Here is a 26405-nt window from a genome sequence, read left to right on the forward strand (position 1 = left end):
GACCCCGGCCCCAAGGGGAACTGCCGGATCAGTCCTTACTCCGGCTTCAGTCCACCATCCTGGACGCGCATAATGGCCTCGCCGTCGGCTAAGTTCGGAGCGTCGACGAGTTTGACGATCCGCTTGTCACCCTTGGATTTGCGGAGGTACATTCGAAACGTGGACTTGTGTCCCAAAATGTTTCCGCCGATCGGCTGGGTCGGATCGCCGAAGAACGAGTCGGGGTTCGAGGCGACCTGGTTGGTGACGATGACCGCGGCGTTGTAGAGGTTGCCGACCTTGTCGATGTCGTGGAGATGCTTGTTGAGTTTCTGCTGGCGGTCGGCGAGGTTTCCACGGCCGACGTACTCCGCACGGAAGTGTGCGGTCAGGGAGTCGACACAGACCAGTCGCACGGGGTAGTCGGAATCTTCGTGCTCGCTCGCGAGTTCCTTTGCCTTCTCGGCGAGGAGCATCTGGTGGTTCGAGTTGAACGCCTTCGCGACGTGAATCTTCTCGAGAACGTCTTCGACGAGTTCGTCGACTGCCTCCTCGTCGCCGGCCGATCCCTCGATCTCGCGGTCGTCGAGGGCAGCGTCGATCGCCTCGTCTGGGAGTCCGCGAACCATGTCGTCGATTCGCTCGGGACGGAACGTGTCCTCGGAGTCGACGAAGATACAGGAGCCGTGAAGACCGCCGACCTCCCGTGGAAGTTGGACGTTGACCGCCATCTGGTGAGTGACCTGCGATTTGCCGGCCCCGAACTCGCCGTACACTTCGGTGATCGACTGGGTCTCGATGCCGCCACCCAGCAGGTCGTCGACCTCGTCGATGTGCCAGGAGAGTTTGCCGATCTCGTTGCGTCGTTCGAGCACCGTCGATCCAGTCTCGAAGCCCCCGATGTCGGCGGCGTCCCGGGCGGCCCGGACGATGTCTCCCGCGGTCGACTCGCCGACGTCAGCCGTGTTCGACAGCTCTGAGGGAGAGGCAACGGCCAGACTCTGGAACGAGTCGTAGCCTGCATCGAGGAGTTTGTCCGCGGTCGCCGGTCCGACGCCAGGAAGGGTTTCGAGGTCTACGTCTGCCATGGATGGTCGTTGCGCCGACGCCACTATAAACCCTCGTTAACAGGAGAGTGAAAGTGGAAGTGGGAGACGGCGGTGCGACCGGTGAGAAACGATCCGCAAGACTATGAGAGAAGGTCTTCGGTCAGTTCCACCCAGGCTCGTCCTCGGCCCAGCCGAGACGGACGAGGCGTCCGTCGTCGGTACCGACGTACAGTCCGTCCTCGCCGATTGCGGGACCAGCCGAGGCGCCCGCTTCCAGCGGACGGTGCCACGCGAAGTCGAGATCGTCGACCTCGATTCCGTAGACGGAGCCGGTGTCGTCGCCGAGACAGAGCCGTCCACCGGCGTAGGCGGGTTCGGCGGTGGTGACACCGTCGAGACCGATCCCTTTCTTCGAGAAGAGCCAGCCACGAACCTTCCGGGTGCCAAACTGCGTGTCCGTGACGTGGCAGTAACCGTCCGCCGCCGCGACGAAGACCGCGTCGTCGATCACCGTCGGGGCAGTCGTAAACGCGTCGCGAATCTGGTAGGTGAACCACGTCTGGCCCGTCGCAGCGTCGAGTGCGAGCATGAGCCCGTCGTCGTCGGCGACGTAGACGCGATCTGGCGCCTCGTCGGGAGCGACGACCACCGGTCCGCCGACGACCGTCCCATCGATCGGCGCTGTCCAGATCGACTCGTCGTCCGTGTCGGCGTCGTCGGCGTCCGTGGCGGGGGTGTCGGCGTCCGTGGCGGGGGTGTCGGCGTCAGCGGCGGGGGTGTCAGCGGCGAGGGTGTCAGCGTCCGCAGCGGTATCGTCGTTTGGAGCGGGGGCAGGGTCTGCAGCGAAATCGTCTGATTCCGCCCGAGAATCGGACGAACTGCTGTCGTTGGCAGCCGTCCGGAAGGCGCGAACGTCCTCGTCGCGCGTCCCGACGAAGACGCGGCCGTCGTGGACCGCAGGGGTTCCGACAACGGGGGCGTTGATTCGTCGCGTCCAGCGTTCCTCGCCCGTTTCGACGGCGAGTGCAGAGACACCCGCGGCATGGCCGACAACGAGGAGATCGCCGTCTGCCGTCGGAGGAGCCTCGACGGGTCCGGGAACCGAGACGCCCCAGCGCGGCTCGCCGGAGCGCGCGTCGAGCGCGCGGACGGTTCCGTCGCGAGTCACGAACGCAACGACGTCGCCCGTTCGAATCGGCGCGTGTACCGCGGCATCGGTATCGAAGCGCCACCGGCGGTCGCCGGTGTGTCTGTCGACCGCCACGATGCCGATTTCGGTACCGGCGTAGACGGCATTCCGATCGAGGATTGGCGATCCGATCGGCGTGGCGTCGAGATCAGCGGTCCAGGAGACGTCCGGTCGGGGCGGTGACGAGACCTCGTCTCGGCGCCCCGAGTTACGTTCGTCGCCGCGAAACTGTGTCCACTCGCTCACTGGCCGGGCGTTTCGACTCGGACAGTATAAGCGATCCGACACAGTACGAACGGAGGGCGGTCAAACGGCGACTCACTCCCAGGGGTGCGTTCCGCCCTGGCTCGGCCAGAGCGGATACCAGTACTCCTTCTCGCGCTCGATCTCGAGTTCGCCGTCTAAGGCGGACTCGAGTGTGAACTCGACGCTGGAGTCGCGCTCGCGGCCGGCTCGGGGCGCGAAGGGGTAGAATCGACCGCGACGAAACGAGTAGATCCAGTAGACGCGTCCGTCCACGTCGTCGCCGCCACGCAGGCGATCGGCTGGCTCGCGATAGGCGAAGACGGCCGCCAGCAGCCGCGAGCCGTAGCCGTGCTCGATGAACGTATCCGCGGCGAAGTGCATGCTCGTGACGAGGTCCTCCGGATCGTTCTCCTCCAGGACGACCCAGCGGTAGCCGTGGTCGTCCGCGGTGAGGTCGAACTCGGTGCCGGTGGTTTCGCGGCCGGCTTCCAGAATCGCCTCGACCTCCTCGACGGCCTCGCGAAAGGTTCGGGAGTCGACGCCGGCGAAACAGAGCGCACCCGCGTTGGCGGACTCGAAGCCAAGGTCGGCCGACATCGTGATGTAGGCGGTGCTCATCCCGAAGAGGTCGTCCGGATCGGCGTCGCGGGAGGCGTCGGCTTCGGCGCGTAGGCCGAGTACCGACCGGAGGCCGTCGAGCAGTCCCATGGTTCGTGTGGGGTCGCCGACCCCTTAGAAACCACTCATCTCTCGCTCGAGCTGGCGGAGCTGTTCGACCCGGCGCTCGGTCGAGGGGTGAGTGCTAAACAGCTTTCCGACGATGCCGGACTTCAGCGGGATGATGAAGAAGGCGTTCATCTCGGCTTCCTCCCGCATGTCCGTGTCAGGGACCTTGTCGACCTCACCGGAGATCGTCATGAGCGCGGAGGCGAGCGCCGCCGGATTACCCGTAATGGCGGCCGCGCCGCGGTCGGCAGCGAACTCGCGGTACCGCGAGAGCGCCCGAATGAGGATGTAGCTGATGATCCAGACGAGCAGCGAGACGAGGATTGCGACCACGATACCACCACCGCCGCGGCCGCCGCCGCGGCTTCGGCCGCCGCCGAAGAACGCCCCCCACCGGACGATCATGAACGCGATCGTCGAGAGGAACGAGGCGATCGTCATCACCATCATGTCGCGATTCTTGACGTGAGCGAGCTCGTGGGCGATGACGCCGTCGAGTTCCTCCTGGTTGAGCGATCGCAGTAGCCCGGTCGTCACCGCGACGGCGGCGTTTTTTTGGTTTCGACCGGTGGCGAAGGCGTTGGGAACGTTCGAGTCGACAACGGCGACGTTCGGCTTCGGTAGATCTGCCTGCTGGGAGAGGCGTTCGACGGATGCGTGTAGCTGTGGGTACTCCTCGGCCGAGACCGTCTTCGCGCCCATGCTCCTCAGCGTGAGCGTGTCGCTGAAGTAGTACTGGACGAGTGAGAAGCCGCCGAAGATCACGACGAAAATCACGAAACTCCCCATGTACGCAGCGATTGCTCCGGCGAAGACGATGTACAGCACGAACAGCAGGAACATCGTGAGGAACATCCGAAACCGAAGCCCCCAGTCCGCCTTCCAGTCCATGTCACAAGGTACGGTCCGAGGGGATAAGTATCACACGAGTGACGCCACGGAGTACCGAGCCGATTTCGCCGGTGGCCACGCCACAACCCCTTGACTTCGTATGGAAACCGTGGGATGAGAGCTCGTCTGACATGGGTTTCGAGCTCTGGGTGTGACAGACGGCAGACGAGTGGCAGACGGTGGCCTACGAAGGGGTCGTCGTACGGAATCGGATCGGGAGTCGAAAACGAAGCCACCGGCTCTCGAGCGCTCTAACCGGTGCGTGTCGGTCCGTTCGACGAACGTGTCGATGGGAGTCCCCAACAAGACCCCCGTTTCGCGTGGAAGCGAGCGCCGGTTCTCGAACCCCCTCATTTCGTGTGGAGTTCTCACGTGGTGAAACGAACCGAAAGCCGATCACGAGCGCGCCGTTTAACAGGCATAGTCCCCAACTGGCGCCAATGAGTGATTCGCGTGCGTTCTGTCCCCGGTGTGGGACACCGCTTTCCGACACCCACCGTGAGCCGACGGTAGCAGCGAGCGATGGCTCCGACACCGACGCGAGCGCCGCGGGCGGGCACGTATCGGCTGGCGACACATCACCAGCCGACACAGATTCCGACACCGGTGTCGCCGAATCGGTGCGCCACTGCGACGAGTGTTACTTCGAGGCGTTCGAGTTTGTCGACGCGCCCGACCGGATCGACGTGCAGGTCTGTGCACGCTGCGGGGCGGTTCACCGAGGAAATCGGTGGCTCGACGTCGGCGCCGACGATTACACCGACGTCGCAATCGAGGCGGTGAGCGAGGCGATCGCAGTCCACGTCGACGTCGCCGACGTCGCCTGGCAGGTCGAACCCGAGCAGATCGATCCGAACACGATCCGGATGCACTGTTACTTCACGGGTGTCGTGCGAGACCAGGCAGTCGAAGAGCAAGTAACGGTCCCGGTTCGGATCGCCCGCCAGACCTGCCAGCGCTGTGGCCGAATCGCGGGCGACTACTACGCCAGCATCGTCCAGATCCGGGCCGAGGATCGGAGCCCGGCAGCAGACGAAATCGATCGCGCGAAAGAGATCGCCCACGACGTCGTCGACGAGATGGAGGCGACGGGCGACCGCAACGCCTTCGTCACGGAGACGAGCGAAACTGACGACGGGCTGAATATCAAGGTCTCGACCAACAAGATCGGGAAGAAAGTCTCGAACAAGATGGTCGAGGAGTTCGGCGGCACGGTAAACGACGCCGAAACCCTCGTCACGGAGGACGAAGACGGCAACGAGGTCTACCGCGTTACCTTCGCCGTCCGGCTACCGCCGTACCGCTCCGGCGACGTGATCGACCTGGCGGACGACGACGACGGGCCCGTTCTCGTCCGCAGCGCTCGCGGTAACCTGAAGGGCGTCCGACTGACGACCGGCGAGCGCTACGAGGCGAGCTACGAAGAGGGCAACTCGCCGGACGCGCGAAAGCTGGGCGACCGCGACGATGCCGTCGAGACGACGGTCGTCACCGTCGAAGACGAGCGCGCAATCCAAGTGCTAGATCCCGAGACCTACCAGGCAACGACGATCTCCCGGCCGGAGTACGTCGATCCCGACGCAGAGACAGTTCCGGTTCTCAAGAGCCGCGCGGGGCTCCACATCTTGCCCGACGATGAGTGAGCCAGACGGCTCATCACCGTCTGGCGGTAACGACGGCGAGCAATCGACGGCGGTGGCGCTCGCCGCCGTCGTCGAAAAGCCACGATCCGAGACAGCCATCGCCGCCCTTCGTGCGGAAGGCGTCTACGACGACGCACGCCACGTCCAGGAGTACGGGCCGGAGACGGTCGCACTCCCAGTTACGGAGCCGCCAGCGGAGACGCGAGTTCGAGCGGTGATCCGGCAGATCGATCCGGAGTACCGAAGCAAGAGTCTCGAGGCGCTGCTGACAGAACGCGGCTGGAGCGAGGCGGAGCTGGCGTCGGCGCCGGGTTCGTGGGCCGTAATCGGCTCGAACGTCCTCGTGACGCTTCCCGCCGACTGTCCGGACGAGAGTGCGGTGGGCGAGGCGCTGTTGACACTCCACGGCGAAGCGGAGACCGTCCTCGCGGACGAGGGGATCGAAAACGACGGCGTCGAGGGAACTCACCGAGAGCCGAAGACACGCCTGCTGGCTGGCGATCCCGAGACGGAGACGATCCACGTCGAACACGGGACGAAGTACGCCCTCGACCCGACCCGGGTAATGTTCTCCCCGGGAAATCAGGCCGAGCGCGTTCGGATGGGCGAGGTGGTTGTAGGGAGGGATGAGTCGATTTCAGGGAGGGATGAGTCGAACAGAGAGCGCGTCTTCGACATGTTCGCCGGCATCGGCTACTTCACGCTGCCGATGGCCCGGGCCGGCGCGCAGGTGACCGCAGCCGAGATCAACCCGACGGCGTTTCGCTATCTGCTCGAGAACGCAGTCTTGAACGACGTCACAGAGCGCGTCGACGCCTACCGGGCCGACTGCCAGGAGGTCGCAGCAGATGTGACGGCCGACCGGGTCGTGATGGGGTACTACGGGGCCGGCGGCGAGGCGAGAGAGAGTGGTGGCGAGCAGAGAGAGACAGCGCCGCGGTCCCGGGAAGCCCACGAGTACCTTCCCGCCGCACTCGAGGCGCTGGTTCCTGGCGGCGTCGTCCACTACCACGAGGCGACGCCGGAGTCACAGCTGTGGGAACGCCCGATCGAACGGCTCGAGGCAGCCGTCGAGGCGACAGACCGAACGGTGGGACAACTCGAAACGCGACGGGTCAAGAGCCACAGCGCGGGCGTCGCCCACGTCGTCGTCGACGCCGTGATCGAGTGACGGGGGTGGCAGGTCGTGACATTCATACTTCCCCGAATCGAAGGGCCGGCAATGAGCAAAGGACAGGCTATCGCCCTCGGGTTCGCCGTGCTGATGGCGACGTCGATGATCGCGATGCCGGCGATGTACCTCTTTTAGGCAGCCGGCTGGTCGAGCGAAAGGCGACCAGCGTCAGCGATCAGTGTCCCAGACGTCGGCTAACGGACTGGATCGCGAGCGACGCCCGGAGCTACTGTCGGTAGACCGGTCTGCGGTTCGCGCCCGGGTCGTCTCCCTGCTGGCGTCGGTGCCGGAATGTGAGCCGGCGTTGTCCGAACTGCCGGTCGACGACTCGAGGGCGGCCCGGGGCTCGAACGGCGGGAGGTCGGGATGGCTCATCCGCTCGATCTGGGCGGCGAACCAGTCTGGTGTGTCGGTTCGGGCGCGCTCGAAGAGATCGAGTAAGCTCGAGTCGGCGACGTAGGTCGCACCGTAGTCGTCGGGCGCACGGACGACCCGGCCGCAGGCCTGGATGACGGTTCGCAGGGCGGACCGGTAGTACCAGGCCCACTGGCCCTCCTCGAGTCGGTGAGCCACCCGGGAGTCGCCCGTGTTGAGGAAGGGGGCCTTACAGAGCACCTGAAAGCGACAGAGGTCGCCTTTCAGGTCGAGGGCCTCCTCCATCTTCACCGAGAGGAAGACGTCGGGGTCGTCGCTTCGCTTCCAGTCTTCTAAATCCGCGTCGCGGTTCTCGCGCGAGTGCGTGCGAACACGGTCGCCGACGCCGAAGTCAGAGAGCAGTTCGGCGAGGCGCTCCTGGATCGCGTAAGAGTGGGCGTGAACGAGCCCCTTCTCGTCGGGGTGGTGTTGCATAATTCGGACGATAACCCGAGCGAGTTTCGGCAGCGTCTCGGCGCGCTCGTCGTAGGTCATCTTCCCCTGCGTGACGTCGTACAGCGGCCGGTTCTCGACGGGGAAAGTGTGGCCGACGTCGACGAGGGCGACGTTGTCGGGAGTCAGGCCGACCTGGCGACAGAAGGCGTCCTTATTGAGGATGGTCGCCGAGAGCAGCGCGAACTTGTTGCCCCGGTCCCAGACGGTGTGTGCGAGGTACTTCTCGGGGTTCATCGGCTTGATCGTCAGCGGGCCGCCCGCGGGGTCGTCGGCGTCGTCGTCCGCCGAATCGGCACTGTCGTCAGCCGACGGCTCGGCCTGATCGACCAGCCACGTCGTCGGACTCTGGGGGTCGCGGTAGTCCGAGACGAACCACTCTAAGTCGCCGATCAGCTCCTGGAGGCGGTCACGCTCACGGACGTCCGCCGGCGTCAGCGTCTCCTGGGCGAGTAGGTCGTCTTTGCGCCGGCCGCAGGTCTGGGCGAGGTTCTCGGCGTACCGGGCAGCGCGCTCGACCGAGTCGACGGCCGGCACCCGCAGCTCGTCCCAGAAGGGGACCGAGCGGGGGCCGAGCTGAATCGTTGCGTACATTTCGGCCCACTCCGCCAAGCCGTGGGCCTCGTCGATCACGACGGTGTCGCGCTTGCGAAACACGTCGCTGCCGGCGGTCTGCATGAAGTACGCGAGCGTCATCGCCGCGATCGATCGATTGGAAGCGATCGCCCGATCCGAGAAGTACGGACAGCGGTGGCGCACGGAGCAGTCGTAGCCGCGCTCGCGGACGCAGGGCGCCTGATTGACCGGCGTCGTCTCCTCGCCGGGCAGGATACAGGTGTAGTTCGACTTCCCGCGGATCACGTTCAGGTCGGCGAGCAGGTCGTCGCTGGCGACGTCGTCGAGTTGGGAGACCTGTGGCGTCGTGTAGTAGGCGCCGGTGGCCTCGCTGGGCTCGGCATCGTCAGCCGACCGAGCACAGCCCGCAATGGCGCGTGCGAGAAGCGACTTGCCGCTGCCAGTCGGGGCGCGCACGAGGACCACGTCGTTACCGGCTGCGAACGCGTCTTGGATGTCCTGTAGGGCCTGCTCCTGATTCCCGCGGTAGCTCGGGGCGGGAAACTCCTCGAAGATCCGCTCGGGGTTCACCGTTCGGGGTACCGACCGGCCGACTCCTAAAAGCACCGAACCGTCTCCGGGCGCGACGCGAGTCGTAAATACTGCGAGCCGAAACGCCGTCCTATCGCAACCGTATCCGCCGCCAACCTCGACGTAGGCGGACGATTACAAATACGAACCCCGCCGTTGGTCGAGAGCGAGGAAGGGTCGCTCAGCGGAAGAGCACCGCGGGCCACCTGGTCCGCGGCGGCCTCACGGCCGCGTGGCGTTCGAATCCCACCCCTTCCGTTCTCGCCGAACTCACTCCTCGCGAAGCGTCGAGGACTCCTCGTCGACCGATTCGAGAGCCTCGACGGTCGACGCGGTCGGCTCGTCGGGCAGCGCATCGAGACACGGATAACACAGCAGGTGTGTCGAACCGTCGGCGAGTTCGAGAGTCATCGCCGTCCCGTCGCTGCCGTCGCGCTCGCCGAACGTCCAGACGTTGGCGATACCGCCCGCGACCGAGACAGTGCGCCCACAGCCGTCGCAGCTGTTCGTTGCCATACTCGCGTCTCGGGGCCGGCCGTGGAAAGTCGTTGCCCCGGTTGGCACGTTTGAGAGCCACTGGCGGTGGCGATTCCGTCGCTATCGAAGGGGTCACAGTCGACAACGCGGCAGAATGGCTCAGTTCGACTTCATCTCCTGGAACTTGTTCAACAGCGCTTCCGCAGAGTCCCCCGAGTCGTACTCGACTTTGCCGTGGTAGATCGTCCGCTCGTCGTCGAAGTCCGCGTCGACAGTCGAGGCCTGCTTTTCGCGGCGCTCGTGTTCGTCTTCGTCGTATGCACCCATTGACATGGTAACTACACACATGTTGGTGGTTGCCGGTAATCAATGTAACGGTCATTCACACCGGATTGGGTGGAGAAAGGAAGACGTATGCACGGCCGGGCCGTACGTGTGCGCGTGGCACGGCCGCTTCGCTTTCGATACTCGCCCCGGCGCTGGAGCGAGCAGCGCGTTCGACAGGACATTTTACAGCCGCTTCGCAGCAACATCGGCGCTCGATCGGTCGCCCCGCAGTTCGACGTTGGCGGTGGCTGGGACACCCACCGCTTCGAGATGGCAAACGGCGACGTGGCGCTGTTTGCTCGCGACGAGGAGAAAGCCTACTGGATGGGCAACACGGAGACGCCGTCGTCGCTGTGGCGCACCGACAAGGTCGGCTGGGGCGAGGTCCCGTATCGGGTCGCCCGCTGGACCCAGCGCGAACTGCTCGCAACACTTCACGAGACGGATCCCTGGCTCGCGGACTACCCCCATATCTCGTGGTTTTTCCTGCCCGTCTTCATGTCGAAAGACGGCCGGGAGTCGACGCGGGCGTTCTTCCGCGAGCACGCCGCCGGGTTTCCAGATGCGGGCCGCCGAGAGGCGACCCGGTACTTCGAGGAGTTTCTAGAGACCGGGGCGTTAGACGAGTACCGACACGTCATGTCCGGCAAGCTGGGGACCAGCGACCACGTCGACCGTGTGCGCATGAGCGCCGCGATGGGTGAGTTCGTCGCGGCGAAGATTCTCGTCGACGCTGGATACGACGTCGTCCCTGAAATCGAGGTGACGACGGGACACTCACTCGACTACCGAGCGGTCGACGAGGAAACGAACGTCTTGGTCGAAGTGACCCGCCCACAGCCACCTGGCAACAGAGCGGCTGCGGGCCCGGTCGCCGCGGTCCGGGACACCGCCGAGACGAAGACCAACGGTCAACTGGCCGAACACGGCGGCGGCGCGGTGCTGTTCGTCGACTGTTCGTCGTTTCGCGACGACAGCTGGGCCGCCGTCCGCGGCGAACAGCCGGACGTGAGACACCGTCCTGCAGTCGTCTATCGCGCGCGTCCGAGTGGACGCGTCGAAGCATACCGGAAGGGATCGGTGCCCCTCGATCTCGGAGCGGAGATCGAGTTCGTCGGGTGAGGGCGAGAGCCGGGTTAGGAAATCCGCTCTTCGGTTGGAGACGAACCGTCTCCGAGTTCGATGTGGCCAGTGCTATCGACGAGGATCTCGTGTTCGAGATGGGTGAACGCGACTTGAATTCTGGCGTCGCCGTGGCTGACGAGGCGATCGAGCTGTTCGGGATCGATACTCTCGTACAGCGGTGGCTCGAGGTCGATCGGCGACGTATTCAGGTGATCGGCCAGAACGCGTACGACGAGGTCACTCGCGGCGGTACTGTTCGGATCGAATTGTGTGATTGCCGTCATCCCACGCTTCCCCACGGGTAACTCGTGACCCAATGCACAAATATCTCCATTATAAATTATAAATACACATCTCGGGCAGACACACTCATCGAAAGTAGACAGTCACGCATACTATATCGACATAATGTCGTGTGTGTCCGGACTTCCGGGTGGCTCCGGGTCGCGGTCACTGTAGCCGACGCGACCGATCGCCTTCCGACTAACGGCGGCGTAGAGCGCGAACTGTGCATCCTCGGCCGTCTGGAACGTCTCCGGTTCGGAGCGCGAAAGCACCTCGGCCAGCGTTTCGGTTCCGTTCTGCAGGTCGAGCGTTCGATCGCCGTAGGCGTCGATGAGATCGTCGGTCGTCGCTGGATACTCGTGCTCGGCCAGCAGCGAGCCGGTTCGATTGAGGAACATTACAGCCAAATCATCACCAACAACCATTATAATTGTTCTGCATAAGGAGTGCCCAAGATCCCCATAGACATTATACATCACAGTCGGGGGAGAACCGGAGAAACGTCTTTACCGCCCGCCGAACGCGTAGTAGACGTGCCGTACGCGGACCTACACGTTCACACGACGCGATCTGACGGGAGCCTCGAACTGAACGCCGTGCCGAGTGTCGCCCGTCGAGCCGGGGTCGACGTCGTGGCACTCACCGACCACGACCGGTGTCAGCCGTTCGACGAACCCGTAATCGAGCGCGAGGGGGTAACGCTCGTCCACGGGATCGAGCTCCGAGTCGAACTCGATGACGGTCAGCGCGTCGACTTGCTTGGCTACGGAATCGAGCCGACGGACGAGCTAGCGGGTGCACTCGCGGAGCTGCAGCGAAACCGCCGCGAGCGCGGCCGAGCGATCGTCGAGCGCGTCGAGGATCGACTGGGAGTCGATCTCGACGTGGCCGTCGAGTCGGGATTCGGTCGTCCCCACGTCGCTCGTGCCGTCGCGGATCATCCGAAGACAGCCTACGACTACCAGGACGCGTTCGACCACCTCATCGGGGACGGCGGGCCTTGCTACGTCCCTCGCGAGGTGCCGTCGTTCGCCCGAGGTCGACGGCTGCTCGCAGCCGCCGGCGAACTCGTCTCGCTTGCACACCCACTCCGGTACCCCGATCCAGAAAGGGCGCTCGCGGCGGCAGCCGATATAGACGCCGTCGAATGCGAGTACCCATACGACAGCGCGGTCGAGCGGGACCGAGTCGAACGTGTCGTCGAGGAAAACGGGCTGCTCCGAACCGGCGGAAGCGACGCCCACGACGAGCGACTCGGTCGAGCCGGACTCTCGCGAACAGAATATCAGCAACTGGGACTGTCAACGCCGAGAGAGCCGGCAGACGGGAGCGGAGGGTTCAATGCGTCTTAGTGCGTAGGCACTCGCATGCACTGCCACTACTGTGACCGTGAAGCGGCCTTCGCTGCCGAATCCGACGGTCTGAAGGTCGGGCTCTGCGAGGAGCACTTCCGGGAGCGGTTACAGGAACTCGCCGAAGCGGATGGGTTAGAGACCTTAAAGGAGAAAGTGGACGTCGACCGCGCCGAGTAGGCACCGGTCGCACCGAGCACGTTCAGGCGGTCCGTCCCGCATCGACGTCGATCGCGTCGACCGGGCAAACGTCGACACAGAGCATACAGTCGATGCACTGGGCCTCGTGGGTCGGCTCTGCTTTCTTTTCGCTTTCGGGGTGACCGGGGGTGTCGACCCACTCGAAGACGTCGACCGGACAGTCCTCGAGGCAGGCGCCGTCGGCGATGCAGAGGTCGTAATCGACCGCGACGTGGGTGCCCCGAATGCCGAGCTGTTCGGGCTCGTCGACCGGTCCCCAGACCGCGACACCGTTTTCCTCGCCGACCTGTTCTCGCGATTCGTGAAACTGCGGGTCAATGGCCATTGCTAGCAGGCGAAACGGGCGACTGGCACATAAAAGTATGTTCCGCCCGGTCCCTGTTCGCCCGCCGGAGTGTCTTGTAAGCTGTACCGATGAAGACGAGCACTGAGGCGCAGGGCGCGTTGACCCACGAGCAAATGGTGCAGCCGCCCTCCCCGACGATGCCGACGATCGCAGCCGACGCTCAAACCACGGACGACTCGGGTCGCGTCCTCACGACGCCCCAGCTACTCGCCGGCGTCGAAGACGCCTTCGATCACCGACTCGACGAGACGCTGGTCGACGAGGTTCTCGTAGAACTGGACCGGCGTGGCTACGTCGAGTGGATCGGCGTTAGCCGGTCCGGAGATTACGTCTGGGACTTCTCGGAGTCGCCCGAACGGATCGCAGAGACGATCGCACAGGCATTGGTCGACCGCCTCCAGGAGTGGCTCGAAGGCGATTGCGAGGCCTGAGACGCACAACAGCACCATATCGTTGACAGCCCCGCAGAGGGATCGAACGCATCGCTTTTGCGGACGCCGACGAATAGCCAGATATGGATCTCACCCACCGCCCGCGCCGACTCCGCCAGGATCGGCTGCGCTCGCTGGTCCGCGAGACGCGCCTCGATGCGACCGATCTCGTCGCGCCCGTATTCGTCGACGCGACGGCAGACGAACGGATTCCGATCGAGTCGATGCCCGGCCACGAGCGAGTCCCGATCGAGGCGGCCGTCGACCGCGTCGAGGAGGTACTCGAGACAGGCGTCGAAGCGGTCATCCTCTTTGGAATCCCACAGTCGAAAGACGCCGAGGGAAGCCGGTCCTGGGCCGACGACGGCGTGATCCAGGAGGCGACGAGGCGGATTACGGCCGCGACGGACGCCTACGTCATTACCGACGTCTGTCTCTGTGAGTACACCGATCACGGTCACTGTGGACCGCTGGAGTCCGGCGTCGGGGCGGCGTCCGACCGTGACGGCCGGTCGGAGACGAGCACAGAGGGTGACACCGGCCCAACGCTGACGGTCGACAACGACGCGACCCTCGAGTCGCTGGAGCAGATCGCCGTCTCCCACGCGAAGGCGGGCGCAGACATGGTCGCACCGAGTGGGATGATCGACGGGATGGTCGGCGCAATTCGGGAAGCGCTCGACCGCGAGGGGTTCGAACACGTGCCGGTCATGAGCTACGCGGCAAAGTACGAGAGCGCCTTTTATGGCCCGTTTCGGGATGCAGCCGACGGCGCCCCCTCGTTCGGCAATCGCCGCCACTACCAGATGGACCCGGCAAACGCCCGCGAGGCGCTGCGAGAGGTCCGACTCGACGTCGAGCAAGGCGCAGACGTCCTCATGGTCAAGCCAGCGCTTCCGTACCTGGACATCGTCGGGGACCTCCGCCGAGAGTTCGACCGACCGATCGCTGCCTACAACGTCTCCGGCGAATACGCGATGCTCCACGCCGCAGCCGAAAAGGGGTGGCTCGATCTCGAGGCGGCAGCGCTCGAGTCGCTGCTCTCGATCAAGCGAGCCGGCGCAGACCTGATCATCACGTACTTCGCCGAAGACGTCGCGTCGGAACTCGGGTAACGCTCGCCTCGTCTGCCGAGCCCCACATTCTGACGATCGTACATCTGATCTTCAGTTGACTCGTCGAACGGTAATATTTGCTGCGCGCGAGCGTCACCACTCTCTGAGACGGACTAAGGCGCTACTGACACCAGTTCTTGTCAGATTCACCGGTGGACAAACGGCCAGTATATAGCCACACCATGGAAAGAGCGTAATATTCAACATCCTTATACAGATTTGATTTCCTCTAGATTTTGACGATGTTTCCTAGTACAGCTCTATTTTGGACACTTATCAACGCTAACCCTTATATTAAGCAAGTCCATGCCAGCTAAACGTGATTCAGAACACTACCACGCGGATATCGGAATCGTTCGTGGACAATCGTCTATCAGAAATCAGTGCTAGGACGTGCGCCGAGGAGGTGGGTAGATGATCGATCCCATCGCACTCGAAGTCGCGGCGAGCGATCTCGAACAGCTCGCGACGGGGATGAACCTGATGTGGGCGCTGACCGTAACCTTCCTCATCTTCTTCATGCACGCCGGCTTCGCGATGCTCGAGGCGGGGCAGGTCCGATCGAAGAACGTCGCGAACCAGCTGACCAAGAACATGCTGACCTGGGCGGTCGGCATCGGGGTCTTCTTCGTGATCGGTATGGGGCTCTCGAACAACGTGGGCGCAGCGCTCACCGGCGGCGAGGGTGGCCCGCTGACGATGTTTGGCGAGGAATCGTTCGATTGGGCGATGTGGCTCTTTAGCGCGGTGTTCGCGATGACCGCCGCCACGATCGTCTCCGGTGCCGTCGCAGGTCGCGCAAAGCTTCGCGCGTACGTGGCGTACACCTTCCTGCTCGCAGCGTTCATCTACCCGGTCGTGGCGGCGATGGTCTGGTACACTGGCCCAGGCGGGACGACGCCGATCCTCGCTGACCTCGGCTTCGCTGACTTCGCGGGCGGTATGGTCGTCCACGGCGTGGGCGGCGTCGCCGGCCTCACCGCGGCGTGGATCATCGGCGCCCGCATGGACAAGTACAACAGCGACGGGAGCGTCAACATTATCCCAGGTCACTCGATGACCTTCGCCGTCCTGGGTACCTTGATCCTCTGTTTCGGCTGGTTCGGCTTCAACGTCGGCACGGCCGCAACGGTCGTCGACGTCGACACCGCAGCCGAAGCCGGTAGCGTCGTCGCCCTGGCAGACTTCGACTACGTCGGCAGCGTCGCGATGGTCACCGCCCTCGGCATGGGGCTGGGCGCCATCGGCGCCTCGACGATCTCGCTCGCGATGAACGGCAAGGTCGACACGCTCTACGTCGCGAACGGCATGCTCGCCGGTCTCGTCGGCGTCACCGGCCCGACCGACCTCATCACCCCGATGGGTGCGATCGCGATCGGCTTCATCGCCGGCGCACAGCTCCCGATCGTCTTCAAGATCGTCGACGAGAAACTCAAGATCGACGACGTCTGTGCGGTCTTCCCGGTCCACGGGACCGCGGGGATGCTCGGCCTGATCCTCTTCCCGCTCTGGTCGATCGATGGAACCCCGGTCGGCGAGGGCCTGATCGCAGGCGGCATCGTCTCGGTCGAAGCCAGCGCGTTCGCACCACAGATTATCGGCGTCGCCGTGATCACGATCTGGACGGTCGCCGCCACGGCGGCTGTCTGGGGCGCGTTCAAAGCGATCGGCCAGGCACGCGTCACGCCCGAGCACGAGCGTGACGGCCTCGACCTCGCCGAGCACGGCGTCGACACCTACCCCGAGTTCGGCGGCCCGGACGTCGCCACCGACGGCGGCAGCGAGCGTCCGATCCGAACCGACGGCGGAAACGCTTTCGACGAGGGTCAGCGAGAGATTAGAACGGACGGCGGAGAGCCAATTGAGGAGGCAGCCCACGAGATTCGAACCGACGGTGGCGTCGACGGAGAGATCAAGATGGTTACCGCGGTCGTACGCCCGGACCGTCTGGGCGCGATCAAGCAGGCACTCGCCGAAGTCGGCGCCCCATCGCTGACAGTCACGAACGTCTCCGGGCGCGGCAGCCAGCCCGCCAAGAAGGGGCAGTGGCGTGGCGAGGAGTACACGGTCGACCTCCACCAGAAGGTCAAGATCGAGTGCGTCGTCGCCGACATCCCCGCCGAGGACGTCGTAAGCGCGATCCGCGAAGCCGCCAACACTGGCGAGCCGGGTGACGGCAAGATCTTCGTCTTGCCTGTCGAGAGTGCGACGCAGGTCCGCACCGGCAAGACCGGAACCGACGCGGTCTAACCACGCACCAACGCGGCCGATACAGACGGTCCACTGCGGGACCCACGCTTTTCAGCGGGACCTACGCTTTTGACCGGGCTCGCGAGCCGACCTCGGTACTACTTTGCCGTCCGATCGCCAAGCCCCGCGCATGAACCACGACCACTCGCGTGAACTGTACGATCGGGCGCTGTCGGTGCTTCCCGGCGGTGTCAACTCGGCGGTCAGAGCGGCGATAGAACCGTATCCGTTTTTCGTCCAGAAGGGCGACGGCGGGCACGTCATCGACGCCGACGGCAACCGATACATCGACTGGGTGATGGGACTGGGCCCCCTCCTGCTGGGACACGACCTCCCCGAGGAGGTACAGGCGGCGATCCAGCAGAAGGCGAGCGAGGGGCCGATGTACGGCACACCCACCGAGGTCGAAGTCGACCTCGCAGAGTTCGTCGTCCGCCACGTGCCGAGCGTCGAGAAGATCCGGTTCGTCAACTCGGGGACCGAGGCCACCGTCTCCGCGGTTCGGCTCGCCCGCGGCTACACCGGCCGGAACAAAATCGTCGTCATGCAGGGAGGCTATCACGGCGCCCAGGAGTCGACGCTGGTCGAAGGTGACGCCGAGAACCCGCGACCGTCCTCGGCAGGGATTCCCCAGTCGTTCGCCGAGCACACGCTTCCCGTCCCGTTCAACGACGAGGAAGCGATGCAGGCGGTCTTCGAGGAACACGGCGACGACATCGCAGCCGTCCTCACCGAACCAATCCTCGGAAACTACGGCATCGTCCACCCCGAAGCGGGGTACCACGAGTATCTCCGGGAGATTACCGACGAACACGGCGCATTGCTGATCTTCGACGAGGTAATTACTGGATTTCGCGTCGGTGGCCTCGGCTGTGCCCAGAGCGAGTTCGACATTACGCCGGATCTGACGACGTTCGGCAAGATTGTCGGTGGCGGCTTCCCAGTCGGCGCGATCGGCGGTCGCGCCGAGATCATCGAACAGTTCGCCCCCTCCGGACCGGTCTTCCAGGCAGGGACGTTCTCGGGCCATCCAGTCACGATGGCCGCCGGCCTCGAGACCTTGCAGTTCGCCGCGGAGAACGACGTCTACGAGCACGTCAACGCACTCGGAAACCAGCTGCGTGAGGGACTTTCGGAGATCGTCGCTGATCAGGCGCCGCGGTACACCGTCGCCGGGACCGACAGCATGTTCAAGGTGATCTTCACTCGTGACGGAACGGCGCCGAAAAACGCTGGCGAGGTGAAAGCGGCCGAGACGGAGCGCTGGCGCCGGATATTCTGGGGGCAGATGAACGACCAGGGAGTGTTCCTCTCGCAGAATCAGTTCGAGTGTCAGTTCGTCAGCTACAACCACACCGAGGCGGACGTCGAAGAGACGCTCGAGGCCTACAAACAGGCACTATAAACAGAAGAGAGTTTATTAAATAAGAAATGTGGAGCAGATAATAGAGAGCACAGGTGAGGAATTCTAATTCACCATCTTACAGAGAGTGTGTTGGTTCAAATATACTTATATAAACATGTGAAGGTTTATTTTTCCGAATTCGTCAGTAGGCATTACAAACATATGGGTGAAACGGGCAGTCGAAGTGAGTAGAAGTAATCAGGAGTACTGAATGTTTAGCTCAATGACGTTCGCTGCGCCCAGGACCGTCTCGGTGAACTCGGATCGGAACCGCTCGTCTTTCATCCGGTGAGTCGGACCCGCAATACTGATCGCACCGAGAACGGTGTCCGACTGATCGAGAATCGGCGCGGCGACACAACGAAGGCCGTCGAGTCGTTCAGCATCGTCGAACGCAATCTGTCGCTCCCGGACCGTCTCGAGTTCGGCGAACAGTTCGTCGCGGTCGGTGATCGTGTTCTCGGTGATCTCGGCTAGCCCGTGCTGGTCGACGATCTCCTCGCGACGGTCGGCGGGGAGGAACGCGAGAATCGCCTTTCCCAGCGCGGTACAGTGAAGCGGCACCCGGTCGCCGATCGCTGTGTCGATGTGGGCCGCTTCCGCTCCTCGCCCGCGGTAGATAAAAACGCCCTCGCCGTGCTCTTCAGTCATGAGACCCGAGATTTCACCGGTCTGTTCGGCGAGTTTGTCGACCTGAGCTCTGGCAACATCATAGAGATCGTGGTGGCGTCGGGCGCGCTCGCCGAGTTGTAAAAACTTCAGCCCGACACGATACTCGTCGCCGTGGTGGACGACGTATCCGGCCCGTTCGAGCGTCCGGAGATGGTTGTGGACGGTGCTCTTGGGCAGGTCGACAGCGCGTGCCAGCTCGGAGACTCCGGCGCCCTCAGCGGTACGGAGGGCTTCGACGATACCGAACGTTCGATCGATCGCCTGAATCCCGTCCGATTTGGACCGTGCCATACGATACCAGTACGAGTGGACCCGCCATAAGTGTTCAGTATCGTTGAACACCTGCCGGTAACACTCACTCGATCGAGACGCCTTCGGGACCTCGGGGGAGGTAGTTTCGGCCGCCAGGATCGGCAAGCAGTTCGCCGTCCTCGACGACGACCTCACCGCCAACGATGGTGTGGGTCGGGAGGCCAGTGAGTTCCTCACCGTGGAACGTCGAGTAGCCCGGCTCCATCGTGTGATAGAAGTCGTCGTCGACGACGGCGCTCTTTTCCAAGTCGACGAGGACCATATCGGCGTCAGAGCCTTCGACGAGGGCACCCTTGCGCGGGTACAGCCCCCAGCGCTTGGCGTTGTTCTCAGCACAGACCTCGACCAGCCGCTCCATGCTGATCCGGTTCTTGTTGACGCCCTCACTTACCATCACCGGCAGGAGGTACTCGATCCCGTTGTTGTCGCCGGGGATCGCGTCCCAGATGTCGCCGTGTTTCCCCTCGCCTTTCTCCTTGAACTCGATTTTGTGCGGACAGTGGTCGGTGCCGACGTAGTCGACGACGCCGGTTCGGATCCCCTCCCAGAGCCGTGTTTTGCTCTCCTCACCGCGCAGCGGTGGCGAGATCTTCCCCCAGACGCCTAACTCCTCCTGGTCGTTGGTGTGGCTGAGGAAGGCCGGTAGGGTTTCGGCGTGGAGATTGACTCCCTGCTCCTGGAAGCGCTCGCAGATGTCGACACCCTCACCCGTACTCATGTGGACGATATACGCTCGCGAGTCCGTATACTCCGTCAGCCGGCCGATCTGTTCGATCTGCATCGCCTCGCAGATGTTCGGCGCGGACTCGCTCCAGGCTTTGAGGTCGTTTCGCCCCTCCTCCTGGAGCTCCTTGCGGCGCTCGATGGCCAGATCCTCGTTCTCGGCGTGGAACATCACGACGCCGCCTGGCATCTCCGACACTTTGTCGAGCACCTTGTAGACGCGGCCAGCGTCGGAGTGGTCGATCCCCAGCTCCGGCGAGGCGTGTTTGTACCAGTTGAAGAAGACCTTGAACGAGCGGATCCCCTCCTCGGCTAACTTCTCCATCTCCGCGACGTGGTGGTCCTGGTGGACGATCGCGTGGTAGGCGAAGTCGATGTAGGAGTTCTCCGCACCTGCCCGTTTGAAGAAGTCCATATCGGGGAGATACGGCTCCTTCTGGAGGAGGAAGTTCACGACGGTCGTGACGCCGCCGTGGACCGCCCCGCGGGTCTCGGTCTCGAAGTCGTGTTCTAACCCCTCGTGATAGTCGTACTCGTACCGGGAGAGTCCCCAGTGGACGTGGGGGTCGATGAATCCCGGAAGGAGGTAGTTGCCGTCGGCGTCGATCTCGCGATCCGCGTCGGGAAGGGTTCGTTCGTCGCCGACGGCCACGATCGTGCCGTCGGTCGCCGCAACGCCACCGTGGATCGTCCCCTCGGGGGTGACGACACGGGCATTCGACACTCGTAGGTCTGCAGTCGATTCGACCATGGTTCTACGTGTTTCCGATCCTACTTGAGTGTACGCCCCGGCTGACTTCGAGGAAAATCGTCCGATCACCGGTGGAGAAAAGACATGCAGCGGCACAACGCTTATAGTTCGTTCCCCGGATAATTAGATATCTATGAGCACCGATAGCACGAACCGGACAGAGGGACCCGTCACCGAGGAGATCACGGTGACCGTCAACGGCGAGGAGGTTACCAGAACGGTCGAACCGCGGCTCAAACTCTCCGATTTCCTGCGGTACGAGTGTGACCTTCGCGGCGTCCGCGTGGGCTGTGAGCACGGCGTCTGTGGCGCCTGTACCGTCCAGCAGGACGGAGACGCGGTCAAGAGCTGTCTCTCCTACGCGGTCCAGGCCGACGGCGCCGAGATCGAGACCGTCGAAGGGCTCGCCGAGGAAGACGGCACGCTCCACCCGATCCAGGAGGCCTACCACGAGAGCCACGCGCTCCAGTGTGGGTTCTGTACCAGCGGCTTCGTGATGGCGACGAAAGAGCTGTTAGAGGAGAATCCCGACCCCTCCCGCGAGGAGATCCAGACCGGACTTGCGGACAACATCTGTCGCTGTACCGGCTACCAGAACATCTACGAGGCAGTCGAACGCGCCGCCGACCGAATGGAGGAGTGAAAGATGTCCGAATCTCAGCCACAGACACCCGAGGCGGACGGAGAGGTGGATCCCGGCGCCCAGAGCGAACCCGGCTCTGAGGGCCAGCAGTTCACCGGCCAAGGGCTGCGCCGGGTCGAAGACCACCGGATCCTCACCGGCGAGGCCGAGTACATCCACGACAAGACGCCGGCGAATTGCGTCCACATGGCGCTCGTTCGGAGCATGCACGCCCACGCGGAGATCGTCTCAATCGATACCGAGGCTGCCGAGGACCACCCCGACTGCGAGCTCGTCCTCACCGCCGAAGACCTCAAAGCGGCGTACAACCCGATGCCGACGGGCATCCCAGAAGTCGAGACCGACGACGGCGTCCGGCCGCTAGAGGAGTGGTCGCTGGCCGACGGAAAGGTCCGGTTCGTCGGGGAGCCCGTCGCCGCCGTGGTCGCCTCGAACCGGTACGCCGCCGAGGACGTCGCCGACCTGGTCGACGTCGAGTACGAGACGCTCGACGCCGTCGCCGACGGGATGGACGCACGCGAGGACGAGGTCGTCGTCCACGAGACGGTCGGAACGAACGTCGTCGACGGCGAGCGGATCAGCTTCGGCGACCCCGAAGCGGCGTTCGAAGAGGCAGATCACGTCGTCTCCGGATCGTACTCGTGGGGACGGATTTCCGGGGTCCCCCTCGAGACCGCAGGCGTCGTCGCGACCTACGACGACGACACCGACAGCTTCGACATCGACTGTAACATCCAGTTGCACACGCTCGTCGACGACACGATATACGAGACGCTGGGCTACGACGCCGACGACGTCCGGGTCTCGGTGCCGCCAGACGTCGGCGGCAGCTACGGGACGAAGATTGCCATCCACCGCTACTGCTGTCTGGCCGCGATGGCGAGCAAGGCCCTCGACCGGCCCGTGAAGTTCGAGGAGGACCGCATCGAGAACCTCCAGGGCGGAGACATGCACTGCTCGGAACGGGACTACGAGATGCGCCTGGCGGTCGACGACGACGGTCGGATGCGCGGGCTCGACGTCTGGTTCGTCGACGACTTCGGCGCCTTCCCCCGGTACCCGGTCAACCAGGTCCTCAAACCGCTATCGGTGCTGACGAACTCCTACGACATCGACGACGCCGTCTACGAGTACGAACTCGCGCTGACGAACAAGACCTCACAGACCGCCTACCGCGGCTTCGGCGTCGACCCACACATCTACGCCCTGGAGATGATCGTCGACGACGCGGCCCGCGAGCTCGGGATGGACCCCACGGAGCTGCGCCGCCGGAATCTGATCACGCCCGATCAGATGCCCTACGAGTTGCCCTCGAAGAACATCTACGACTCGGGTGACTACCCGGCGACGTTAGACCGCATCGAGGAGATCATCGAGGACGAGCGCGACGGCGGACTGTTAGATCCCGAAATCGTCGAACAGAAGCGCTCGGAGGGGAAGTACCGCGGCGTCCAGCCAAGCGTCATCATCGAGCCGGGCGTCAGCGGCTCCGACTGGACGAACCGCCAGCGCTCGGATCGAGACTCCCTCCCGGAGCGCTCACGCGAGGACGTCGACGAACTACCTGAGCACCTTCGAGCGCGCCTGCGCGAGGACGGCACCGTCCTCGCCTCGCTGGCGACCGACTCGTCCGGACAGGGCCACCAGACGCTCGTCTCCCAGCTGCTGGCCGACGAGCTCGGCGTCCTGCCCAGTGAGATCGAGGTCGACTACCTGCACAGCGCGGAGGCGCCGACGGAGTACGGCAGTGCGGCCTCCCGGATGGCAGTGATGCTCTCGGGGGCGACCGTCGGCGTCGCAGAGCAGTTGATCGCGGGCGTCGAGGCGGTCGCAGCAGACCACTGGGACGTCTCGACTGACGCGGTCACCTACCGAGACGGCCGGGTGCAGCGCCGGGGTGGTGGCGAGTCGGCAGACGAGAGCGAGACGCTCACTCTGGCCGAGATTGCCGGGCTCGAGTCTGACCGCGACGCCGCCGACCGCCACACGACCGTCAGCTACGACTACGACCACCCCGCGACCGAACATGCGGAGTTCGACGAGGCGTTCGCCCAGAAGTTCCCCGTCTACCCGACGGCGGCCTTCGGCGCGAACGCGCCCATCGTCGAAGTCGACGTCCAGACCGGCGAGGTCGAGATCCTGAAATTCCACACGATCCGGGACTGCGGAACGATGCTCAACCCGATGATCGTCGAGGGACAGGCCCACGGCGGCATCGCCCAGGGGGTCGGCGCCGCGCTGATGGAAGAGTTCGGCTACGAGGACAACGGCCAGCCCCAGTCGATCACCCTCTTCGACTACCTGCTTCCCTCCATCGAATCGATTCCCGAGATCGAGATGGAACACACCGAGACGCCCTCGCCGTACACCGAGACGGGGGCGAAAGGCGTCGGTGAGGGTGGGATGATCGACGCGCCCGCCGCGATCGCCACCTCGATCAACGCCGCGCTCGAGCCACTCGACGTCGACGCCCCCGCAGACCGGATTCCGGTCGCGCCAGACCATCTCCGGCGACAGCTCCGAGCCGCCAGAGACGACGCCGAGTAGCGGCGTCGCTTCGTGGGTTGCGAAAGGGCAGAAAACGGTACCGAGTTCGATTCAGTCCGAGGCTTCTGCGTCCGCGTCGGCGCTCTCGGCCTCGACGTCGAGATCCGCGTCCTCTTCCGGGGCGGCCTCGAGTTCGGACTCGGCCTCGACGCCCTCCTCGACTTTGCCCTCCATACAGGAGAAGAACTTCTTGACGAGTCGGTTGGTCACGCTCTTGAGTGCGCGCCCGCCCAGACTCGCGATCGTTCCCGAGACGTCGGCGGTCGCCGACCAGACGACCTTCGTTCCACCGTCATCGGTTTCCTCTAAGTGCATCTCGGCGGTCGTCTCGAACTCGTTTCGCGGCGCGTGGCCGACCGCCGTCATCTCCAGATGGTGGGGTCGGTCGGTCCGGGTGACGACGACGTCGACGTCGAACTCGGGTTTGACGCTGCCGACGCCGACCGCCATCACGGCGTCGATCTCGTGGGGTGACTCGAGGCTCATCTCCTTACAGCCCGGCGCACAGTCGGCGAGGACGTCGGTGTCCGTAAAGTAGTTCCAGAGTTCGTCTGCAGGCTGTGCCATCTCGTTTTCGCCAGTGAATTCTAACATTGGTAAGATTCTCGTTTAATATCGCTTCAGCGGTCGATCGCGCGTTCGTAGGCCGTCTCGAGCGAGCGTTTCGCGTACTCGCCGGCAACCTCTTCTTTGTACTCTCTGTCTGCGTGCATCTCGCCTTCCGGATCGACGGTCGCCGAGACAGTTTCGGCGGCCGCGTCGAGGGCCCCATCGGAGAGGGGCTCGCCTTCCAGTTCCGACTCGGCATCGGGGACTCGCAGCGGGATGTCGGCGGCGTTGGCCAGCGCGAGGCGAGCGTCCTCGACGACCGGGTCGTCGGCCGTCGGGTCGTCGACTCGGATCGCGCCGGCAGCGCTCACGGTCGGCCACGTCTGGGCTGCCCGTTTCAGTTCGAGAAACGCCATCCCGGTACGATCGGTCGGGAACGGTTCGCGGGGGATGGAAACGCTCTCGATGAGCTCGTTCTCCCGAAGGTCCGTGAACATGTAGGCGACGAAGTACTCGTCGACGGGAACCGATCGCTCCCCCTCGGCCGACCGGAGGTGTAGCGTCCCCTCGAGCGCGGCGAGTGCGGCCGGATAGTTCCCCGCCGGATCGGCCTCGCCGATGCTCCCGCCGACGGTTCCCCGGTTGCGCACCGCAGGACCGGCGATCTGCTCGGCGGCTTCGGGGAACATCGGAACGACCTCAGCGAGTGTCTCAGAGCGCTCTATCGTTCGGTGGCGCGTCATCGCGCCGATTCGAATGCGGTCGTCGTCGACGTCCACGTACGCGAGCTCGTCGACACCGTTCAAATCGACGAGGTGCTCCGGCGTCGCCAGCCGGTTGGCCATCACGATGCCGAGGGACTGGTTCCCGGCGAGCAGTTCCACGTCCTCTAGCTCCTCGAGTAGCTCCAGTACCTCGTCGACGGTCTCGGGCCGGTGGTGAGTAAACGGGGCAGGCTTCATAGCCCCTCGTCGTGCGACCGAGCCCGAGGCGTCCGCCGCGCCAGCTCCCTCGATACAAATCCGTCCCGGTAAGCGTATTGTCTACACATGTCGCGATCACGTGGATACGTCATACCTTACCGAACACGAGTAATAAGTGTTGGCACGCGACAGGAGATTGGCAGGCGTGCGTCGCCAACCGAGCGTGAGCGGGAATAGAGGCGGCGAGGCCCGCACTATCACGTACGTTTAAGTTTCGACGGCGAGAGTAGTGAGTATGCTCGATGGCTACGAGATGCACGATCTGACACAGCCGTGGTCACAGGATACGCCGGCGTGGCCCACCTACGATAACCCGAAGGTGTGGTACGAGAAGAGCCTGGACACGGAGAAGGTGAATGGACAGAAGATCGAGTTCATGAACCACACGGGAACCCACTTAGACGGCGAGAAACACTTCATCGCCCACGGGCGGGACATCGAAGAAGTGGGTCTCGACGAACTCGTCGGCGACGCCGTCGTCGCGGACATCTCGGACAAAGTCGGCGACTACGACGTCTACACGAGCGAGATGATCGAGGACGTCTGTGACGTCCAGAAGGGTGACATCCTGTTTATCCACACAGGGTACCAGGACTACGCCTGGCACACTGAAGAAGCAGATCCCCACCGCTACTTCTGCAAGCATCCCGGTCCGAACGCCGAGTTCGCCGACTGGTGCAAGGAGATGGAGATCAACTACATCATCTTAGACTGTGGCAGCGCAGACCACCCGATGAACACGGTGATCCGCGATATCCGACCCGAGCTCGCCGAGGAGGCAGCAGATCACCTCGGCGTCGACGACCTGGATGAGGTCTTCCCACCGGAGGGCTACCAGCTCATGCACACCGAGCTGTTCCCCGAGGGCATTATCCACGTCGAGAACGCCCAGGTGCCCGACGAGCTGCTGAACGAGCGCGTCCAGATCGGCACCTTCCCGTGGCGCTTCCGCGGCGGCGAGTCGAGCGTCTGCCGGTGCGTGGCGTTCCAGGACTGAAAGC

The 26405-nt window shown here is 64.0% G+C and carries 27 protein-coding genes and 1 tRNA gene; 14 read left to right on the forward strand and 14 right to left on the reverse strand.

What is annotated here, in order from left to right:
* Window positions 1-35 precede the first annotated feature (35 nt).
* The 4 genes from radA to htpX form a co-directional block, all read right to left on the reverse strand.
* Window positions 36-1067 (reverse strand): DNA repair and recombination protein RadA, encoded by a 1032-nt coding sequence (gene radA / locus OB905_07595; protein MCU4925846.1) that lies wholly within the window; start codon window positions 1065-1067, stop codon window positions 36-38.
* A 121-nt stretch (window positions 1068-1188) separates the two neighbouring features.
* Complete coding sequence (locus tag OB905_07600; protein ID MCU4925847.1) at window positions 1189-2463, reverse strand: PQQ-binding-like beta-propeller repeat protein; 1275 nt, start codon at window positions 2461-2463, stop codon at window positions 1189-1191.
* A 72-nt stretch (window positions 2464-2535) separates the two neighbouring features.
* Window positions 2536-3171 (reverse strand): hypothetical protein, encoded by a 636-nt coding sequence (locus tag OB905_07605; GenBank protein MCU4925848.1) that lies wholly within the window; start codon window positions 3169-3171, stop codon window positions 2536-2538.
* 24 nt (window positions 3172-3195) lie between these two features.
* Window positions 3196-4080: a zinc metalloprotease HtpX gene (htpX, locus tag OB905_07610; GenBank protein MCU4925849.1), complete on the reverse strand. Its 885-nt coding sequence runs from the start codon at window positions 4078-4080 to the stop codon at window positions 3196-3198.
* 440 nt (window positions 4081-4520) lie between these two features.
* On the opposite strand from htpX, the gene OB905_07615 reads away from it, so the two are divergent.
* From OB905_07615 to OB905_07625, 3 genes are read left to right on the forward strand one after another with little or no spacing between them, the layout of a single operon-like run.
* Complete coding sequence (locus OB905_07615; GenBank protein MCU4925850.1) at window positions 4521-5723, forward strand: NMD3-related protein; 1203 nt, start codon at window positions 4521-4523, stop codon at window positions 5721-5723.
* Window positions 5716-6894: a class I SAM-dependent methyltransferase family protein gene (locus OB905_07620; GenBank protein MCU4925851.1), complete on the forward strand. Its 1179-nt coding sequence runs from the start codon at window positions 5716-5718 to the stop codon at window positions 6892-6894. The genes OB905_07615 and OB905_07620 overlap by 8 nt, the downstream gene beginning before the upstream one ends.
* A gap of 15 nt (window positions 6895-6909) precedes the next feature.
* The gene (locus OB905_07625; protein ID MCU4925852.1) at window positions 6910-7032 is read left to right on the forward strand and encodes a hypothetical protein; all 123 of its coding nucleotides are present in this window, start codon (window positions 6910-6912) and stop codon (window positions 7030-7032) included.
* A gap of 33 nt (window positions 7033-7065) precedes the next feature.
* On the opposite strand, the gene OB905_07630 is transcribed toward OB905_07625, so the two are convergent.
* The gene (locus OB905_07630; GenBank protein MCU4925853.1) at window positions 7066-8910 is read right to left on the reverse strand and encodes an ATP-dependent DNA helicase; all 1845 of its coding nucleotides are present in this window, start codon (window positions 8908-8910) and stop codon (window positions 7066-7068) included.
* A gap of 170 nt (window positions 8911-9080) precedes the next feature.
* Between OB905_07630 and OB905_07635 the strand changes: the two genes are divergently transcribed.
* Window positions 9081-9168: transfer RNA gene (locus tag OB905_07635), tRNA-OTHER, on the forward strand.
* Window positions 9169-9180: 12 nt separating this feature from the next.
* Here OB905_07635 and OB905_07640 read toward each other — a convergent pair.
* Window positions 9181-9426, reverse strand: a complete 246-nt coding sequence (locus OB905_07640) for a hypothetical protein (protein ID MCU4925854.1) — start codon at window positions 9424-9426, stop codon at window positions 9181-9183.
* A gap of 120 nt (window positions 9427-9546) precedes the next feature.
* Window positions 9547-9720, reverse strand: coding sequence for a DUF5786 family protein (locus OB905_07645; protein MCU4925855.1), 174 nt, complete (start codon window positions 9718-9720; stop codon window positions 9547-9549).
* A 108-nt stretch (window positions 9721-9828) separates the two neighbouring features.
* On the opposite strand from OB905_07645, the gene OB905_07650 reads away from it, so the two are divergent.
* Window positions 9829-10836 carry a DUF5784 family protein gene (locus OB905_07650; GenBank protein ID MCU4925856.1) on the forward strand — a complete coding sequence of 336 codons (1008 nt, stop codon included), beginning with the start codon at window positions 9829-9831 and terminating at the stop codon, window positions 10834-10836.
* A 14-nt stretch (window positions 10837-10850) separates the two neighbouring features.
* Here OB905_07650 and OB905_07655 read toward each other — a convergent pair whose 3' ends face one another.
* Together OB905_07655 and OB905_07660 are read right to left on the reverse strand one after the other, a co-directional pair.
* On the reverse strand, window positions 10851-11123 hold the full coding sequence (locus OB905_07655) for a hypothetical protein (GenBank protein MCU4925857.1): 273 nt from the start codon (window positions 11121-11123) through the stop codon (window positions 10851-10853).
* A 111-nt stretch (window positions 11124-11234) separates the two neighbouring features.
* A complete protein-coding gene (locus OB905_07660; protein MCU4925858.1) occupies window positions 11235-11522 on the reverse strand; it encodes a DUF2795 domain-containing protein in 288 nt (95 codons plus the stop codon).
* A gap of 135 nt (window positions 11523-11657) precedes the next feature.
* On the opposite strand from OB905_07660, the gene OB905_07665 reads away from it, so the two are divergent.
* Window positions 11658-12476 carry a PHP domain-containing protein gene (locus OB905_07665; GenBank protein MCU4925859.1) on the forward strand — a complete coding sequence of 273 codons (819 nt, stop codon included), beginning with the start codon at window positions 11658-11660 and terminating at the stop codon, window positions 12474-12476.
* 15 nt (window positions 12477-12491) lie between these two features.
* The gene (locus OB905_07670; protein ID MCU4925860.1) at window positions 12492-12656 is read left to right on the forward strand and encodes a hypothetical protein; all 165 of its coding nucleotides are present in this window, start codon (window positions 12492-12494) and stop codon (window positions 12654-12656) included.
* 22 nt (window positions 12657-12678) lie between these two features.
* Here the strand turns inward: OB905_07670 and OB905_07675 are convergent, their stop codons facing one another.
* Window positions 12679-13002: a ferredoxin family protein gene (locus tag OB905_07675; GenBank protein ID MCU4925861.1), complete on the reverse strand. Its 324-nt coding sequence runs from the start codon at window positions 13000-13002 to the stop codon at window positions 12679-12681.
* 89 nt (window positions 13003-13091) lie between these two features.
* Between OB905_07675 and OB905_07680 the strand changes: the two genes are divergently transcribed.
* The 4 genes from OB905_07680 to OB905_07695 all read left to right on the forward strand — a co-directional run bounded on the left by OB905_07680 (window position 13092) and on the right by OB905_07695 (window position 18224).
* Window positions 13092-13454, forward strand: a complete 363-nt coding sequence (locus OB905_07680) for a hypothetical protein (GenBank protein MCU4925862.1) — start codon at window positions 13092-13094, stop codon at window positions 13452-13454.
* A gap of 83 nt (window positions 13455-13537) precedes the next feature.
* A complete protein-coding gene (gene hemB, locus OB905_07685; protein MCU4925863.1) occupies window positions 13538-14569 on the forward strand; it encodes a porphobilinogen synthase in 1032 nt (343 codons plus the stop codon).
* 414 nt (window positions 14570-14983) lie between these two features.
* Entirely contained in the window at window positions 14984-16819 is a 1836-nt protein-coding gene (locus OB905_07690; GenBank protein MCU4925864.1) for an ammonium transporter, read from the forward strand.
* Window positions 16820-16949: 130 nt separating this feature from the next.
* On the forward strand, window positions 16950-18224 hold the full coding sequence (locus OB905_07695) for a glutamate-1-semialdehyde 2,1-aminomutase (protein ID MCU4925865.1): 1275 nt from the start codon (window positions 16950-16952) through the stop codon (window positions 18222-18224).
* A 198-nt stretch (window positions 18225-18422) separates the two neighbouring features.
* On the opposite strand, the gene OB905_07700 is transcribed toward OB905_07695, so the two are convergent.
* Both OB905_07700 and OB905_07705 read right to left on the reverse strand, forming a co-directional pair.
* Entirely contained in the window at window positions 18423-19187 is a 765-nt protein-coding gene (locus tag OB905_07700; GenBank protein MCU4925866.1) for an IclR family transcriptional regulator, read from the reverse strand.
* A gap of 64 nt (window positions 19188-19251) precedes the next feature.
* Window positions 19252-20682 carry an amidohydrolase family protein gene (locus OB905_07705; protein MCU4925867.1) on the reverse strand — a complete coding sequence of 477 codons (1431 nt, stop codon included), beginning with the start codon at window positions 20680-20682 and terminating at the stop codon, window positions 19252-19254.
* A gap of 133 nt (window positions 20683-20815) precedes the next feature.
* On the opposite strand from OB905_07705, the gene OB905_07710 reads away from it, so the two are divergent.
* Window positions 20816-21325: a (2Fe-2S)-binding protein gene (locus tag OB905_07710; protein MCU4925868.1), complete on the forward strand. Its 510-nt coding sequence runs from the start codon at window positions 20816-20818 to the stop codon at window positions 21323-21325.
* A gap of 3 nt (window positions 21326-21328) precedes the next feature.
* Window positions 21329-23872, forward strand: a complete 2544-nt coding sequence (locus OB905_07715; protein MCU4925869.1) for a xanthine dehydrogenase family protein molybdopterin-binding subunit — start codon at window positions 21329-21331, stop codon at window positions 23870-23872.
* Between the two features lie 51 nt (window positions 23873-23923).
* Here OB905_07715 and OB905_07720 read toward each other — a convergent pair whose 3' ends face one another.
* Together OB905_07720 and OB905_07725 are read right to left on the reverse strand one after the other, a co-directional pair.
* Window positions 23924-24466 (reverse strand): carbon monoxide dehydrogenase subunit G, encoded by a 543-nt coding sequence (locus tag OB905_07720; GenBank protein MCU4925870.1) that lies wholly within the window; start codon window positions 24464-24466, stop codon window positions 23924-23926.
* Window positions 24467-24492: 26 nt separating this feature from the next.
* Entirely contained in the window at window positions 24493-25383 is an 891-nt protein-coding gene (locus tag OB905_07725; protein ID MCU4925871.1) for an FAD binding domain-containing protein, read from the reverse strand.
* A 256-nt stretch (window positions 25384-25639) separates the two neighbouring features.
* Here OB905_07725 and OB905_07730 point away from each other — a divergent pair, with 256 nt between their 5' ends.
* Window positions 25640-26401, forward strand: coding sequence for a cyclase family protein (locus tag OB905_07730; GenBank protein ID MCU4925872.1), 762 nt, complete (start codon window positions 25640-25642; stop codon window positions 26399-26401).
* Window positions 26402-26405: the final 4 nt, after the last annotated feature.

It is taken from the genome of Halobacteria archaeon AArc-dxtr1 (assembly GCA_025517425.1).
In the GTDB taxonomy this organism is placed as follows: Archaea; Halobacteriota; Halobacteria; order Halobacteriales; family Natrialbaceae; genus Halostagnicola.